Source organism: Novosphingobium subterraneum (genome assembly GCF_000807925.1).
GTDB lineage: Bacteria > Pseudomonadota > Alphaproteobacteria > Sphingomonadales > Sphingomonadaceae > Novosphingobium > Novosphingobium subterraneum.
The window spans coordinates 110,296-126,035 of the sequence record NZ_JRVC01000015.1 but is presented as its reverse complement, the minus strand read 5'-3'; the positions used below and the strand labels follow the sequence as shown (position 1 = coordinate 126,035).

The 15,740-nt window shown below is 63.7% G+C and carries 12 protein-coding genes; 5 read left to right on the top strand and 7 right to left on the bottom strand.

What is annotated here, in order from left to right; genetic code table 11:
- The first annotated feature begins 254 nt into the window (after positions 1-254).
- From NJ75_RS15360 to NJ75_RS23410, 4 genes are all read left to right on the top strand, one after another.
- A complete protein-coding gene (locus tag NJ75_RS15360) occupies positions 255-1,040 on the top strand; it encodes an SDR family NAD(P)-dependent oxidoreductase (RefSeq protein WP_039335985.1) in 786 nt (261 codons plus the stop codon).
- A gap of 11 nt (positions 1,041-1,051) precedes the next feature.
- Positions 1,052-2,224 carry an acyl-CoA dehydrogenase family protein gene (locus NJ75_RS15355; protein WP_039335983.1) on the top strand — a complete coding sequence of 391 codons (1,173 nt, stop codon included), beginning with the start codon at positions 1,052-1,054 and terminating at the stop codon, positions 2,222-2,224.
- Between the two features lie 78 nt (positions 2,225-2,302).
- The gene (locus NJ75_RS23415) at positions 2,303-2,794 is read left to right on the top strand and encodes an Lrp/AsnC family transcriptional regulator (protein ID WP_052242557.1); all 492 of its coding nucleotides are present in this window, start codon (positions 2,303-2,305) and stop codon (positions 2,792-2,794) included.
- Complete coding sequence (locus NJ75_RS23410; RefSeq protein ID WP_052242556.1) at positions 2,791-3,318, top strand: Lrp/AsnC family transcriptional regulator; 528 nt, start codon at positions 2,791-2,793, stop codon at positions 3,316-3,318. The genes NJ75_RS23415 and NJ75_RS23410 overlap by 4 nt, the downstream gene beginning before the upstream one ends.
- Positions 3,319-3,368: 50 nt before the next feature.
- On the opposite strand, the gene NJ75_RS15340 is transcribed toward NJ75_RS23410, so the two are convergent.
- From NJ75_RS15340 to NJ75_RS15310, 7 genes are all read right to left on the bottom strand, one after another.
- Positions 3,369-4,874 (bottom strand): amidase, encoded by a 1,506-nt coding sequence (locus tag NJ75_RS15340; protein ID WP_082013416.1) that lies wholly within the window; start codon positions 4,872-4,874, stop codon positions 3,369-3,371.
- Complete coding sequence (locus NJ75_RS15335; RefSeq protein WP_039335981.1) at positions 4,871-5,944, bottom strand: Rieske 2Fe-2S domain-containing protein; 1,074 nt, start codon at positions 5,942-5,944, stop codon at positions 4,871-4,873. The genes NJ75_RS15340 and NJ75_RS15335 overlap by 4 nt, the downstream gene beginning before the upstream one ends.
- Positions 5,945-6,033: 89 nt before the next feature.
- Positions 6,034-6,900 carry an amidohydrolase family protein gene (locus NJ75_RS15330; RefSeq protein WP_039335979.1) on the bottom strand — a complete coding sequence of 289 codons (867 nt, stop codon included), beginning with the start codon at positions 6,898-6,900 and terminating at the stop codon, positions 6,034-6,036.
- A 4-nt stretch (positions 6,901-6,904) separates the two neighbouring features.
- Complete coding sequence (locus tag NJ75_RS15325; RefSeq protein WP_052242555.1) at positions 6,905-8,608, bottom strand: class I adenylate-forming enzyme family protein; 1,704 nt, start codon at positions 8,606-8,608, stop codon at positions 6,905-6,907.
- Positions 8,609-8,753: 145 nt separating this feature from the next.
- Entirely contained in the window at positions 8,754-9,920 is a 1,167-nt protein-coding gene (locus tag NJ75_RS15320; RefSeq protein WP_039335977.1) for a helix-turn-helix transcriptional regulator, read from the bottom strand.
- A 39-nt stretch (positions 9,921-9,959) separates the two neighbouring features.
- Positions 9,960-11,123 carry an LLM class flavin-dependent oxidoreductase gene (locus NJ75_RS15315; protein WP_039335975.1) on the bottom strand — a complete coding sequence of 388 codons (1,164 nt, stop codon included), beginning with the start codon at positions 11,121-11,123 and terminating at the stop codon, positions 9,960-9,962.
- A gap of 324 nt (positions 11,124-11,447) precedes the next feature.
- Positions 11,448-14,912: an acyl-[ACP]--phospholipid O-acyltransferase gene (locus NJ75_RS15310; RefSeq protein ID WP_236727162.1), complete on the bottom strand. Its 3,465-nt coding sequence runs from the start codon at positions 14,910-14,912 to the stop codon at positions 11,448-11,450.
- Between the two features lie 179 nt (positions 14,913-15,091).
- On the opposite strand from NJ75_RS15310, the gene NJ75_RS15305 reads away from it, so the two are divergent.
- Positions 15,092-15,697 (top strand): TetR/AcrR family transcriptional regulator, encoded by a 606-nt coding sequence (locus NJ75_RS15305; protein WP_039335973.1) that lies wholly within the window; start codon positions 15,092-15,094, stop codon positions 15,695-15,697.
- Positions 15,698-15,740 lie beyond the last annotated feature (43 nt).

The window sequence follows — 15,740 nt, the reverse complement described above, 5'->3', positions numbered from 1 at the left end:
GAGACATCAGGAGCGCCATTCTACGCAAGAAGCCATTGGTTTCCAAGGAAGATTTTAACTGACGGGATGCGTCTCGGCTTGTGTCGCCTCCTCTGCATGGTCAAAATTGACCAAAATGCCGCAAAGAGCGGTGGGTTGCGGCTAGAAAGGTCGATATACGAAGTTATAAAGCTGTTATTTTGCGCATTAGGTTGACATTGGCGCGGCAACAGGTGCATTTGCGTTGAGATCAAGGAATCGGGAGAAGCAAAGCAATGGCTCATGACATGACCGGCAAGATTGCCGTGGTCACTGGCGGAAGCGATGGCATAGGGCTTGCCACCGCGAAGCTTCTCGCGGCGCGCGGGGCGACCGTGGTGATCTGCGCCCGCCGCGAGGACAAGCTTGAAGCTGCCCGGACCGAGATCGCGCAATTCGGGAAGGTCGAAGCCGTCAGACTCGATGTATCGGATGATGCCGCCTTCACCGCTCTGATCGAGGATGTTGCCGCACGACATGGACGGCTCGACATGCTCGTCAACAATGCCATGTCGGTGCACTACGCACCGATTTCGAAGCTGACCCTGGAACACTGGCGCAAGGATTTTGCAGTCAATGCCGATGCCGTGTTCGTCGGCACCAAGGCGGCAATGGCGGTGATGGCGAAGCAGGATATTGATGGTCGCCAGCGCGGCTCTATCGTCAACATCGCCTCCACCTGCGGGATCAAAGCGTTGGCCAACATGGCAAGCTATTCGGCCTCGAAGGCCGCACTGGTCCACTTCACCGCAGCTGCGGCGATGGAAGGTGCCCCGCTCGGCATCCGGATCAACGCCATCGTGCCGGGGCAGGTGCAGACCGCCGCGACGCAGGACTATGAAAGCCGCGCGCCTGATTTTGCGGCCGCAACCACCCGCGCCATCCCGATGCAGCGTGGCGGCGAACCCGACGAACTGGCCGAGGCGATCGTGTTCATGCTCTCCAGCGCAGCCAGCTACATCACCGGCACTGCCCTGCCCGTCGATGGCGGCAAAGCCGCGCAGCTCTATATGCCGGGTTGAGGCGCAGCGACATGAAGCTTGGATTTTCCGCCGCCGACGAAGACTTCCGCGCCGAATGCGCCGAGTGGCTGCAGGGCCAGATGGCGGGCGAATTCCGCGATATCAGGGGCGTGACCCAGCTTACCGCCATGCCCGAACGGCGGCGCGAATGGGAGCAGCAGCTCGGCGAACACCGCTGGGGCTGCATCGGCTGGCCGACGCAATGGGGCGGGCGCGATGCTACGCTGGCGCAGCAGGTGATCTTCGCCGAGGAATATGCCCGGGCCGGAGTTCCGGGACGCATCAACCACATCGGAGTGGAGCTGGCCGGCCCCACCATCCTCACATTCGGGACCGACGAGCAGAAGCGCCGCTTTCTTCCGGATATCGCCGCCGGCAAGACCATCTTCTGCCAGGGCTTTTCCGAACCAAATGCCGGGTCGGACCTTGGCAGCGTGCGCACCAAGGGGCGCTTGGCAGATGGCGAATGGATCGTGGATGGCCAGAAGATCTGGACCAGCCTCGCCCATATCTCCGACTGGATCTTCGTCGTCACCCGCACCGAAGAAGGATCGCAAGGGCCAAAGGGCCTGACCTTCCTGATGATGCCGCTGGATCAGCCGGGCATCGAGGTCCGTCCAATACGCCAGATCAATGGCGATGCCGAGTTCAACGAGACCTTCTTCACCGAAGCGCGCTGCCCTGCCGACAGCCTGATCGGCGCACCAGGAGATGGCTGGAAGATCGCCATGGGCCTGCTTGCGTTCGAGCGTGGCGTGTCCACGCTTGGCCAGCAGATGGGCTTCCGCAACGAACTGGACGAAATCATCGCCGCGGCCAAGGCCACCGGCAAGGACCGCGATCCGGTAATCCGCCAGCGCATCGCCAGCGCCGAAATCGGCCTGCGGCTGATGCGCTACGGCGCGCTGCGGATGCTTTCGAACAGCGATCATTCCAGCATCGACGGCGCTGCCCTCACCTATAAGATCCAGTGGGCATCATGGCGCCGCCGCCTTGGCGAACTGGCGATGGACGTACTGGGCCAGGCGGGCGAAGTGGCCGCCGGCGGATCTTACGAATGGGACGTCCTGCCCAACCTGTTCCTGTTCAGCCGCGCCGACACGATCTACGGCGGCACCAACCAGATCCAGCGCAACCTGATTGCCGAACGCGGCCTTGGTCTTCCTCGCGAACCGCGCGGCTGATCGCCACAGCCCGCCCGCTTGCCCTTGCCCCGCTGCGTAGCGCGCTCTAGGCTACCTTACGCAAACGGGGGGAACGCCTTGTCTGAAGAAAAGCCGACACGCCGCGCCAAAGGCGCAACGCTTGACGATATCGACCTGCGCATCATCGAAGTGCTGCAGCGAGATGGACGCGCGCAATCCACGGTGATCGGCGAGGAACTGGGGCTGACCGGTAATCTGGTAGCCAACCGCATCCGGGCGATGGATGCCGCCGGGCTGATGCGCGTCGTTGCCCTGGCGGACTTTCGCGTCCACGGCTATCGTCTGCTTGCCCGCATCCGCCTTCAGGTGAGCGGCCGCGCCCCGCTCGAGGTTGCGCATGAACTGGCACAGCGCGAACATGTGCTGTCAGTACACCTTACCTCGGGCCGTTACCCGGTCAGCTGCCTCTATGCCTTCCACGCCGCGCGCGAGATGATCGAGGCCGCGCGCGACGTTTCGGCCGGGATCGCAGGCGTTGAGGACGTCGACGTCGAACTGCTTAACACCGTCTACCGCTACAACACCGCCGTTGGCCCCATCGCCGCATGATCGACCAGTTCCCGCAGACCGACGAGCTAGACCGACAGATCGCCGAAGCCTTGGCCGACGATGCGCGTCTTTCTTTCCGCAAGATTGCCGCAGACCTCGGCGTCACCGAAGGCACGGTGCGCGGGCGGGTCAAGCGGCTGCAGACCGCGGGGCTGCTCAAGCTCGTCCCCATCGTCGATATAGCGCGCGGACTGGACGCTACCAACGCCGGCCAACATATGATGTTCGTGACGGTGAAATGCGCCAGCGGCAAGCTCGATGCCGTGCGCGAAGGCCTGCTCGCCCTGCCCGAGGTCCGCGCGCTCTATGACGCCAACGCCGCGCTGCGCCTGATCGCCATCTGCGTTCTGCCCAGCCTTGAAGACGCAGCTGCCGTCACCAACCGGGTGCTGGCGCTGGAAGGCATCCGCGAAGCCGAGACCGAGCTGGTTCTCCAGACGGTAAAATACAATGCCGCCATCGGCCCCATCGCCACGGTGGAGGACTTGCGCTGGATGGATGCGAGTATCGAAGACCAGCCTTGATTCTCCGACCCCCGGGCTTGACCCGGGGCTCGAAAAGATGGCTTACATCTTCAGACCTTCGCTCGCCGCCCTGCCCACGGCGCGGCGCGTTCCACCTGCCCAGCCAGCTGGAAGAGCAACCCTTCTTCGCCAAAGCGGCCAGTTACCATGATGCCGATCGGCAGCCCATCTTGCGACATTGCCAGTGGCAGTGACATGCTCGGCTGCCCGGTGCCGTTATAGATGCCGGTAAACGCGGTGAACGTGCCGACCTCGCGGCCCCAGTCCATCATGGAACGGCCGGTATCCAGGCCGATCCGGCCCAGCGGCAGCGGCGGCGCCGATAGCGTAGGCGAAAGAATCACGTCCCAGCGTTCCATGAACTGCGCGATCGTCACGGCAGCCGCCTGGTAGGCGTTGTTCCCGCGCGCAAAGTCCATGCCGGTGTAGCTCTTGCCCATCGCCACGAAATCGAGCGTCGTGCGCTCCAGCACGTCGGGGCCCAGTTCAATGCCCAGCGCCTTGGCCCGGTCCACGCAATCGGCCGCGACCGACGACGCCATCAGCGCAAAGCTGCTCGCCCCGATCGCCGCCATGTCGATCTTCGGCGCTGCCTCCTCGACATGGTGGCCAAGGCTTTCGAGCAGCCTGGCTGCCGCCTTAGTGGCCTTCACCACTTGCGGATCGACCGGCGCGCCAGAATACGGGCTGAGCATCAGCGCGATGCGTAACTTGCCCGGATCGCGCCCGACCTCCTGAAGGAACGGCCGTTCCGGCGTCGGTGCGCTATAGCGCGAGCCCGGCTCCACCCCGTGCGTCGTATCAAGGATCGCGGCGGAATCGCGCACCGTGCGGCTGACTGCGTGGTGAACCGACATGCCGCCCCAGCCTTCGGTCCTGAGCGGCCCCATCGGCACCCGGCCGCGCGAGGGCTTGAGGCCGAACAGCCCGCAGGCCGAAGCCGGAATGCGGATAGAACCGCCGCCGTCGGTGGCGTGCGCCGCCGGAATCACACCCGCCGCCACCGCTGCCGCCGCGCCGCCCGACGATCCGCCCGCGATCCGCTCCCGATTCCAGGGATTGCGCGTCGGCCCCATGAGCACGCTTTCGGTCGTGCCGGTCAGGCCGAACTCGGGCGTGGTCGTCTTGCCGAAAATCACGAATCCGGCGCGTTCGATGCGGCGCACCAGTTCGGAGGTCACGCTGGCGCGCTGGCCCTTGTAGAGGCGGCTGCCGTTCTCGGTGACTTCGCCGGCAATATAAGTGTTGAGGTCTTTCAGCAGCCACGGCACGCCGCTGAACGGCCCTTGCGGCAGGCCTGCCGCGATCGCCTTGCGGGCGTAGTCGTAGTGCTTCTGCGCCATGAAGTTCAGCTGCGGGTTCAGGGCCTCGGCCCGCGCAATCGCCGCTTCCAACAGCTCGCTGGCCGAAACCTTGCGCATTCTCACCAACTCGGCAAGCCCGAGAGAATCGTGGGTATCGAGGACGTCGTTCATCGCGTGCGCATTCCCCGGCAGGCCGGCGGTTGCGGCAAGCGCAATTCCGCCGGCAAGGGCTTCCCGTCTGGTCGTCTTCACTTCACGTAGTACCGCGAATAGTACTTGCGGAATTGCGCGATCGGGCCGTCGCCTTCGCAGATCAGGGCATTGGGCTCAAACTTCTGGCGATCCCAGATCACCTTGTCCTGATCGAACTGCTTGCAGATGTCGCGGATGATGGCGCGGGCAACGCCGGCCCGCTCACCCTCGGCTTGAGCCCGGGGCTGGGTAAAGCAGAAGCGCACGTGGACATGGTCCAGTTCGACCGGGGTGATGCAGGCCACCAGCAGCGTCTCGGAAATGCCGGTAAAGCGCGTCCAGCTTTGCCCCGGACCCATCGTGTCATAGCTGATCTGGCCGTCGACCTCGCCCCACGGCGTACCCATCTTGGCCTTGACGTCGGCCCCGCGGCCCCATTCGCCCCAGCGCAGATCGCCCAGCGGCACGTTGGCGGTGCCGTGGATGTACTTGAAGTGGGCCACGTCCACGCCGTTCTCGGCCATGTTCTGGATCGAACCGTAGACGTTCCATTCGTAGATGTCGTAGTCGGTCCACTCAGGATCGGTTGCCTCGGGCAGGTGGACCACGTCGAAAAGCGGCGCGGCCTCCTCGGGATGATACCACACCCAGATCCAGCGGTTCGCCTCGGTGACATGCCAGGTCCGCGTACACTTGCGCTTCACCTGCGGCGGGATCGACTTCGAATAGGGGATTTCCTTCACGGTCCCCTCTTCCCCGTCATAGCGCCATGCATGGAACGGGCACTCGAGCAGGTTGCCATGAACCTTGCCGCCATGGCCCATGTGCGCGCCCAGATGCTTGCAGTAGGCATCGAGCACGCGGACCTTGCCGTCCTCGCCCCGCCACATGGCAAGATCCTGCGAGAAATAGCGCAGCGGCTTCACCTCGCCCACGGCAAGGTTTGCCGAAAGGTCGATGGGATACCAGCCGAGCGGGAAGCCGATGTCGAGATTGCGTTCTGCCACCGAAGCACGGCCCGGTACCGGCGCGGTGCGCCAGTCGGTCAGGTCCTTGCCTTTCAGCTTCTCGAGGATCTGCCACACCGCCACCGGAGCGGTGCGGGCATCTGTTGCCACTGGATCCGCCATGGTTTCACTCCTGAATTGCCGGGGCGGGGGTTGTCTCCGCATGCCGGCGATCACTGGGGGGAGCAGACTTCCCGGCTCCCTGGGATTGCTTAGAGCCCGAACACCTTCATCGCGTTTTCGCGCAGGAACTTGGGCCACACCTCGTCCTTGAATGGCACGTTCTGCATGTCGGACATGATGCGATCGAGGCTGAGGCCCATCGGGAAGTAGCCGGCGTAGATCACCTTGTCGGCGCCACGCGTGTTGGCATAGTCGATGATCGCCTTGGGGTAGTGCTTGGGCGCAAAGGCGCTGGTCGAATAATAGAGGTTCGGCCATTTCAGCATCAGCTTCACCGCCAGCGCCTCCCACGGCTCGGCCCCGTGGCGCATGACCACCTTCAGTTCGGGGAAGAACCAGCAGACCTCGTCGAGGTGCTCGACCTTCTGCGTCTCCATCGGGATGCGCGGGCCGGGAATGCCGACGTTCAACAGGATCGGCAGGCCCAGTTCCTCGCACGCGGAATAGATCGGCCACATATACTTGTGGTTGATCGCCACCTGCGGGAGCGTGCCCGAGGGGAACACCGAGACGGCGGAGAGGCCGACTTCGGCGTGGATGCGCTTGATCCGGCGGACTTCCTCGGTGCCGTTGTTCGGGTTGACCGGCAGGTCGAAGAAGAAGCGGTCGGGGTAGAGCTCCTTGGCGCGGTACGATGTTTCGTTCTCGTTCCAGCCGACGAGCGCCTTCTCGACGTTGTGCTTGTCCATCTGCGCCACGGTCCAGGCAAGGTAATCGTCCTGCTGGCCCGACTGCGGAATGTCCTTGAACATGTACTGCGCGGGCATGGCGAACTGGCCCAGCGTCTGCTTGTCCTTGATCAGCGGGCGGAACGGCGCGAACCACTCGGCGCGGTCCTCGGCATCGGGAATGCCGAGCATGCAGTCGATGATGCCGATGTTGGTGGGCATGGCCATTTCGTTATTCTCCAGAGAGTTCCGGCCACAGCTTGCGCAAGGCGATCTTGTCGACCTTGCCCAGCGCATTGCGCGGCAGTGGCGTGGTAGTGACGGCGACCCGGCTGGGCGCCTTGTAGCGGGCAAGGCGGCTGGCGACCCATGCGATCACCCCCGCCTCGTCTATGTTCGGCGCGATGACCACGGCGACCAGCCGCTCGCCCAGCCGCTCGTCAGGCAGGCCGAAGGCAGCGCACTCGGTCAGGCCGGGGATCGTGCCCAGCACGCGCTCGACCTCGGCGCAGTAGATGTTCTCGCCGCCCGAGATGACCATGTCCTTCTTGCGGTCGACGATGAAGACATAGCCATCGCTATCGACCATCCCGACATCGCCGGTGCGCAGCCAGCCATCCTCGGTCAGCACGGCAGCGGTCTCCTCCGGGCGGTTCCAGTAGCCCTGCATGACCTGCGCGCCGCGCACCACGATCTCGCCGGTCTCACCTTCGCCCAGCACCTGCCCGTCCGGCCCTTCGATGCGCACTTCCACCATGGCGAGCTTGCGCCCGGCCGCCGCCGGTCGCGCCATGAACTCCGGCCCCACAGCCTGCGCGATCGCGCCCGAGCACTCGGTCATGCCGTAGCCGGTGCCGATCTGCGCATGCGGGCACAGTGCGTGGACTTCCTCGACGAGGTTGACCGGCAGCGCCTGTCCGCCACAGCCGATGTTGCGCAAGGATGAAAGGCTGGTCCCGTCGATCCGCGCGCGGTGCAGGATATCCCACAGCATCGTCGGCACGGCGCTGAACATGCTGATCTGTTCGGCAGCAATCAGCCGCGCCGCTTCGTCGGCATCCCAGCGGCGCATGATCACCACCTTGCCCCCACCCAGGAAGGGCGAAAGGAAGCCCGAGCCGAGCCCCGAAACGTGGAACAGCGGATAGACCAGCAGCGAGGCCTGCTGCGGCATCTGCGCCATCAGCGCCTCGGGCGTGGTGCCCATCTGCGCCGCCATGTTTCCCAGCACGATCATGCCCGACATCTGCGTCGACATCAGCCCGGTGATGACATTACGATGCGAAAGCACCGCGCCCTTGACCCGGCCCGTGGTGCCCGAGGTGAACAGGATCGCGCAGGGGTCGGTAGCCTTTGCCACACTGGCATCAGGACTGGTATCGGCAGTGCGGCGCGCCAGCTCGTCGGCGTTGAATGGCTTGGTCAGGTCGAGCACCCGGCCCTTGAACCCGGCCTCGCGGATCGCGGCAGTGCGCTCGCTGTCGGCCAGCACCACTGCCGGGTCGACATCTTCGAGCATCGCCAGCACTTCCGGACCGGAGCCACGGCTGTTGACCAGTACCGCCACCCCGCCCGCCTTCATCACGGCAAGGAACGCCACTAGCCATTCGGCGCGGTTGCGCATGGCAATGGCCACGCGGTCCCCGCGGGCGATGTGCAGGATCGGCACCAGCTGGTCGCGCCAGGAAAATACCTGATCGTAGGACATGCGCCGTTCGGCGCCCGCACTGTCGAAATCGACCACGCAAGTGCGGTCTCCAAACCGACGCGCGGATTCGATCAGAAGGTTGAGATCGGGCGGCGCGGCAATGAACAGGCGCAAGCCGTCACGCTCGCCGATCTCGAACGGCGATCCCGGCCCGGTCACACGCGCCACCACGGCATCGGCAGAGGCGACCTCCTGCGGGCGAGTGCTATCGCGCAACATGTCGGACATCGCTCTCCCAAACCTCGTATCGCCTTGTCTTCCTCCTATGTATCGCACAATTTGCGTATTTCAAGCGTCTTTTATTTGCGCATATGCCTTTCAAGGCCACACATAAGAGCCGCCCCGCGCAAACTGGCGGAATTGCGCGAGTCGCCTATCCGCCGATGGAGGCCAGCAGCGCGACTAGCTGCGCCTGGCGATGCACCCCGGTCTTGGCAAAGACCGATCGCAGCTGCACTTTCGCCGTGTTGTGGGCGATTCCCAGTCGCCCCGCCGCCTCGACCAGGCTCAGCCCCTCGCCCAGCACTGCGGCGAGACGCGCCTCGGCCATGGTCAGGCCAAGCAGGTCGCGCAGCACCTGAGGATCATTGCCGTTCTCCAGGCCCTTTTCCGGCCCCGCCTGCCGGTGCGGGCGGGCAAGGAACAGCGCCAGCGCCCCGGCCCCGCCGTGGATCGCGTTAAGCTCTACCGGCCGCGCCGTTACCACCAGATCGCCCCGCCCTGGCCGCTCGATGCGGAAGCGGGTAAGTCCGCGCTCGCCCCCTTGCGCCAGCAGCTCGCCCACCAGCTTGTGCTGCGCCGCATCGGCAAGGACCAGCTCGTCGCCCCGCCGGCGCAAGCCTTCGTCCTCGGCCAACAGCGCCTCGGCCAGGGCGTTGCTGCTGACGATGCGCCGGTTGCGATCCAGCACCAGCAGCGCAAGGCCCAGTCCTTGCGCGGTGGCGTGGAACATGCCGTGTTCGGCCCCGGCGAACTGCAGCTTCTCGAACAGCGAAACGGCAATACGCAAATGCTGCGCCAGCGCCTGCAGCCGCGCCCGCTCCTCCCGCGTGAAATCGGGCAGCGAATTGTGCCGGCTGACGCGGAAGCGCGCTTCATATCGCCCCTCGTCCGGCCGCCCTCCCCTGCTTCCGGCCGAATGGCCGCCGCCAAAGTGCAGGTCGATCCCCAGCACCTGGTCGAACCCGCTGCTCGCCATCGCCTGGCGATAGGTGGCAAATGCGCTGTCCGGAAGCTGCGCCATGAACTCCGCATAGGATGTCACCACCCCGTCGCTCAGTCCCTGGAACGGGTCCTCGGCAAACAGCGTCTCGGTATAGGCGGCATCGAACGCCGCATCCGATCCCGGTGTCAGGAACGTCGCGGGCTGGCGCTTGCCGGGCGCGGTGATGATCAGCGTGGCAAAGCTCGCCTCCATCCACCGCGCCAGCGCTTCCAGAAACCCGCGCCACGGCTCCGCCTCCCCGTCCCCCACCGGGCCGACCCCGGCATAAAGCCGGGCCAGCAGATCCGAAAACCCTTCATCGACAGCGCCGCCCATCCACACAGCATAGGCGGCGCGCGCGCGGACTGACAGGGCTTATTCCGCCGCTTCCATCTCTCCCGCTTCGGCCACTTCGAGCGCCCTGAAGTGCGGGATCACCTTTTCGCCGATGTTGCGGATGGTTTCCATGATCACCTCGTGCGGGATGCCGCCCATCTGGAAGATGAAGAGGATCTCGTCGGCGCCGGCGTCCTTCAGCCGCTGGACATAGCGGATGCAATCGTCGGGCGTGCCATAGGCGTCCTGCGCCACGGTGTAGTTGGAAAGGTGCTCGTCCCCCACCGGGATCGCCTCTTCGGACAGGTAAGCGATGGTCGCCTGCTTGCCCTGCTCCAGCACCTTGGCGTGATCCTCGGCGTCGAGGTCCTCGTCGACGGAGGGCTTGGCTCCGCCTTGATACCAGTAGGCGATGGACTCGGCGAAGAAGCGCTGGCCGCGCAGGCCGATCTTGCGCGCCTTCTCGCGGTCATCCAGCACGGTCGCGGCGCAGAGCGCGGCAAGGTGTTCGGTCGGGCGGAAGCCCACCTGATCCTCGGCCTTGCGGGTGCGGAAAGCCTCGCGATAGATCGCGTTCTTCTTGGCAATCTCGTCCGGCCCGGAAAAGCCCAGCACCAGCGCGCCGATGCCGCGGCTGCCGGCCGCCACCAGCGTGTTCTCGCGCGTGCAGGCCATGTACATCGGCGGATGAGGGTCCTGCCACGGGCTCGGGTGGATCGGACGCTTGGGGATCTTGATGTAGGTGCCGTCGTGCTCGATCTCGTCCTGCACCATGATCTTGGGGATCAGGTACATCGATTCATCGATCATCGGCTGCAGTTCGTTCAGGTCATAACCGAAGGTCCCGGCCTCCTGCTGCGTGCCGCCCTTGCCCACGCCGAAGTGCAGGCGCCCTTTCGAAAGAATGTCGAGCGTGGCGATGCGCTCGGCCACCTTGACCGGATGGTTCATCGCCGGCGGTAGGCAGACAACGCCGTGCCCGATGTGGATGCGGCTCGTCGCCCCGGCGATGAACGCCAGCACCGTCTCGGGAGCAGACATGTGTGCGTACTGCGTCAGCGCGGTATGCTCGACGCACCAGATGCAGTCGAAGCCCATCTCCTCGGCGAACTTGGCCTGCTCGACGATCTGGAGGAACACCGCGCGCTCGTTTTCGCGACTGGCATCCACCATCTGCGCTTCATAGATGATCGAGAATTTCATGGGGCATCTCTCCGGGCAGCCCGCGGCTCTTTGGCCTGTTCCTGGGCGTGTTGACGTTCCGGATCGAAAACTATCGCACCTGACACCATCGCGCATAACCCAATAGGGTTAGGCAGTTTTGCGCTTCCAAGTTTCTCGGCTGGATAGGCCCTGCCCTAGGCGTCCGCCGGATCGCACCAGAATAAAGGGCGGCGATGCAACCCGCGGATGTGCAGTCGCAGCACTGATACAGTTGCGCTGAGCTGGCCGGAGTGCCCCGCAACAGCGCAGCACTCCCTGCACCGGCCTCAAGAACATGAAATTCGGCCGACATACGCCTTACGATCAGGCGTCGTCCGCGGTCGCGAATCCTTCTGTCATATCGTCTGGCTCGTTCGCCACAGGGTTACCAGGCACAAGCAGGGCCATGTCGCTCATGGTAACGTAGTCGAGCTTGCCGGTTCCCAGCACGGGCAGTGCTTCCACCACACGGATGTCACGCGGCACCATCAGTTCGGTCACGCCATTGGCCTTGGCCCAGCCTTGCAGCGCCTTGTGCTCTGCCGCAGTTGCAGTGGTGAAGAGCACGAGTTGTTCACCCTTCTTCGGATCTGGCCGGGTCACAACGGCATGGTCGAAACCGGGCCAGCATCTGGCTGCGTAGCCCTCGACGGCAGGGAGCGAGACCATCTCGCCGCCGATCTTGGCGAAACGCTTGGCCCGGCCACGAATGGTTATGAAACCTGCGTCGTCAATGGTGACGATATCGCCGGTATCGTGCCAGCCTTCCAGTGGCGGCTGGAGCTTGCCCGGATCGGAGGCGAGATAGTATCCTGCCATGACGTTGGGGCCGCGAATGTAAAGGCGTCCGCCTTCCTCGATCCCGGGCACGGTTTCCAGGCGGGTTTCGATTGCGGGCAAGGCGCGGCCGACACTGCCCGCCATGAAATGCATCGGCGTGTTGACCGCGATGACAGGCGCCGCCTCAGTCGCGCCATAGCCCTCGAAAATGCGCAGGCCGAACTTGTCGGCATAGGTCCTTCGCGTCTCGTCACGCACTTTCTCGGCCCCGGCAAAGATATAGCGCAGTGAATAGAAATCGTAGCTGTGGGCCATGCGGGCATAGCCTGACAGAAAGGTATCGGTGCCGAACATGATGGTGGCATTGGCGTCATAAGCCAGCGCCGGCACGATGCGATAGTGCAGCGGGCTGGGATAGAGGACCACACGGATCCCGCTCAACAGAGGCAGCAACGTTCCCCCGGTCAGGCCGAAGGAGTGGAACACCGGCAGCGCATTCAGCACGATGTCCGAGGCGTTGAAATCGATGCGGGCAGCAAGCTGTCCGCAGTTCGACAGGAGGTTGCGGTGCGTCAGCACGACGCCTTTCGGTACGCCCTCCGAGCCGCTTGTGAAGAGAATGACCGCAGGTGCATCGGGCGAGATTCCCAGCTTGAGATGCCGGTGTTCGGCACTGCTCGCACCCAGCAGGGCGCGCAGCTTTTCGAATGTCCCGATGGTTGCGCCGATGTCTTCGAGCCACACGATGCGCAGCCCGTCAGCCTCGAGCGCTGCAACCACGTCATGCAATTTGGCCTGATCGACAAAGGCACGGGCGGTGACAACAGTACGGATGGCCGCGGTGACGCATGCCGAACGCATGTTGGCCGCGCCGACGGTGAAATTGAGCATGGCCGGAACGCGACCAGTAGCTTGCAATGCGAAGAAGGCTGCTATCGCGCCATTCACATTGGGCATCAGCAGGCCAACCGCCTCGCCCAGCGCCGTATCGCGGGCCAGTCGTTTGCCGAGAAGGGTAGTTGCGGCGAACAGCTTGTCGTAGCTCATCGGTTCGCGCTTCACGTCCTCCACGACAAGTGCCTTGCCGCCATGGATGGCGCGGGCCTCGGCCAGAGCGCTGAACAAGGTGCGATCGGTGTCCGAGGTCGCGAACATCATCGCGCTCATCTCGTCGTAAAGCCGTCGTCCGGCAATCGCGCGACGCTGGCGCGCGGTCATTTCTCCTTCGATGGCGAAGTGGCGCGGCGGCAGGACCGTAAGCGTGATCTTCGGAAACCAACGCAGGCGCACCTTGCCCTGCATCCTCGAGAACCGCGTATATTGTGGTCCGTCGAGGCGCACCGGAATGATAGGCGCTTCGGCCTTGTCGGCAACCATGCCAGGGCCATCGAAAACTTTCATCAGCGCGCCGGTGCGGGTGATCCGGCCCTCCGGAAAGATCACCAGGGTTCGTCCCTCCTTCACTGCCTTGACCATCGCCTTGGCCGCCATCGGGTTGGTGGGATCGACCGGAAAGGCCCGGAACAGCTTCAGGAAAGGCTTGATCCAGACCGATCGCGCTATCTGGGTATTGACCGCGAAAGTGGGCTTTCCGGGCAGAAATGCCCCCAGCAACACCCCATCAAGGAAGCTCACGTGGTTTACGACCACTACAGCACGTTCGCCCGCCCGGGGCATGTGTTCCATGCCAGAAACCTCCACGCGATAGAGTACGCGCAAGGTGAGACGGATTACGTCCTTGAACAGCGTCTCTGGCAGCAGCCAGACAGAGGCAAGCGCGACGAACAACGTGGCAAAGCCGAGTGCGCCGATCAGACCAGGTATGTCCACACCGGCGGCCAGCAAGCCAGTGATGGCAAGCACCGCGAGTACCGTGAGTCCGGCATTCACGACATTGTTGGCAGCTATGATCTGCGAGCGCTTGTCCTCGGGGCTGGCTACCTGAAGGATGGCATAGAGCGGAACGATGAACATTCCGCCGGAGACTGCGATCACTGCAAGATCAAAAAGAATATGCCAGGCGCCCGGCGTGCCGAGGAATTGCGGCACCGATGCTCCGGCGGTCCGCACCTCGAACCCGCTTGTGGCGATCCACAGATCGATCAGACCCGCGGCAAGGACAAGGGCCGAGATCGGCACGTAGCGGGCCGAGACCTCACCCTTCAGCAAACGATTCACGATCAGGGAGCCGACCGCAATGGCAACCGAGAAAACCACCAGAAACAGCGTCGCCACTTCCTGCCGTGCCGCCAGCGTACCCGAGACGAGCGGCGCGAACTCGCTCACCAGGACCGCGCCCGCAGCGAAGAACCAACTGATCCCGAGAATCGAAAGCCACACACCGCGACCTTCACGGGCTGTGGCGAGAATGGCCCGGGTTCCACGCCACAGGTTGCGATCGATCGCGTGGCCGTTGCCGCTTGGCGGGGCAGCGGGCACGGCAAGGCTCATCACAAAGCCAAGCAGCGCAAATCCAAAGGCGGCAAGCCCCGCTTCCCAAGCAGGGATGACGCCCGCCAGCAACTGTCCGCCAAGAATTGCAAGGAAAGTGCCGCCTTCGATCAATCCGGTGCCGCCCATCACTTCGCCAGCATGAAGGTGCTGGGGCAGGATCGAATACTTGACCGGCCCGAACAGCGTCGAGTGCACTCCCATGAGGAACAGGCTGACAAGGAGCAGTGGAAGGGACAGGTACCAGAAGCCCGCCAGGGCTATGGCCATGATTGCCACTTCGGCAGCCTTGATCCAACGGATGAGGCGCGCCTTGTCCATCGCATCGGCAAGCTGTCCGGCGAGCGAGGAGAACAGGAAGTAGGGCAGGATGAACAGGCCCGTAGCCACTGCTGCCAGCAACTTTGCCTTTTCGGGATCGGTAGAAAGGATGCCGAAATTGGCGAGGAACAGCAGCGCGAACTTCAGGAGGTTGTCGTTGAAGGCACCGAGGAACTGGACCGAGAAGGTCGGGCCGAAACGGCGCTTGGCAAGCAGGCTGAAATCGGGTGCGGACATCTGGAACCCTTTGCAATTCAAAGCTGCCAATACCGGAACAAGTGTTCCGGACGGGTTAAGGGCAGAAAGCCAGGCCAATCCAGACCCTCTCCCCTTCGCGACTCGCAGGCTAGCCGACAATTATACATTGTTCAATTAAAATAATGGACAGTGTTCAATTTATGCCTTAGCCATACGCCATGGGACGCAGATCGGATCATAGTCGCGACGAGTTGCGCGAAATCATCGTTGCCGCTGGGCATAGGCACATGGAGGAAGTGGGATTTGCACACTTCTCGGCGCGCGAAGTAGCCAAACGCATCGGCTATTCGATCGGCACGATCTACAACGTCTTTGGCAGCTACGACGCGCTGATCCTTGCCATCAACGGGCGAACCTTGGCGCTGTGGCGCGACCACCTTCGGCGGCGTCTGGCAGCCGTGGGAGAACCGAGCCCGCCTCACGAAAGGCTCGCGGCAGCTATTACGGCCTATTTCGAATTTGCAAAAGGCCACCGACACGCTTGGGCGGCGATCTATGATTTCCGGCTGCCGGAAGACTGCACGCCTCCTCCAGAATACCAAGACGAAGTGCGCGCTATTTTCGACGTCGTCGTTCAGGAAGTGCGCGCCGCATTGACTCCCGACAGGAAGGATCTGGCGGAACACCTCACGCGCTCGCTGCTGGCGACTGTCCATGGACATTGCGTCTTTGCCATGAACGGAACCTTCACGATACTTGCCGAGCCATCGCCGGTCGATGCGGCCCTGCAACGTGTAAAGGACGCGGTCGGGATCACTCCTTGAACCGATACCCGTGACCAAGAGGCGGATGCAGAAACTGCAACTA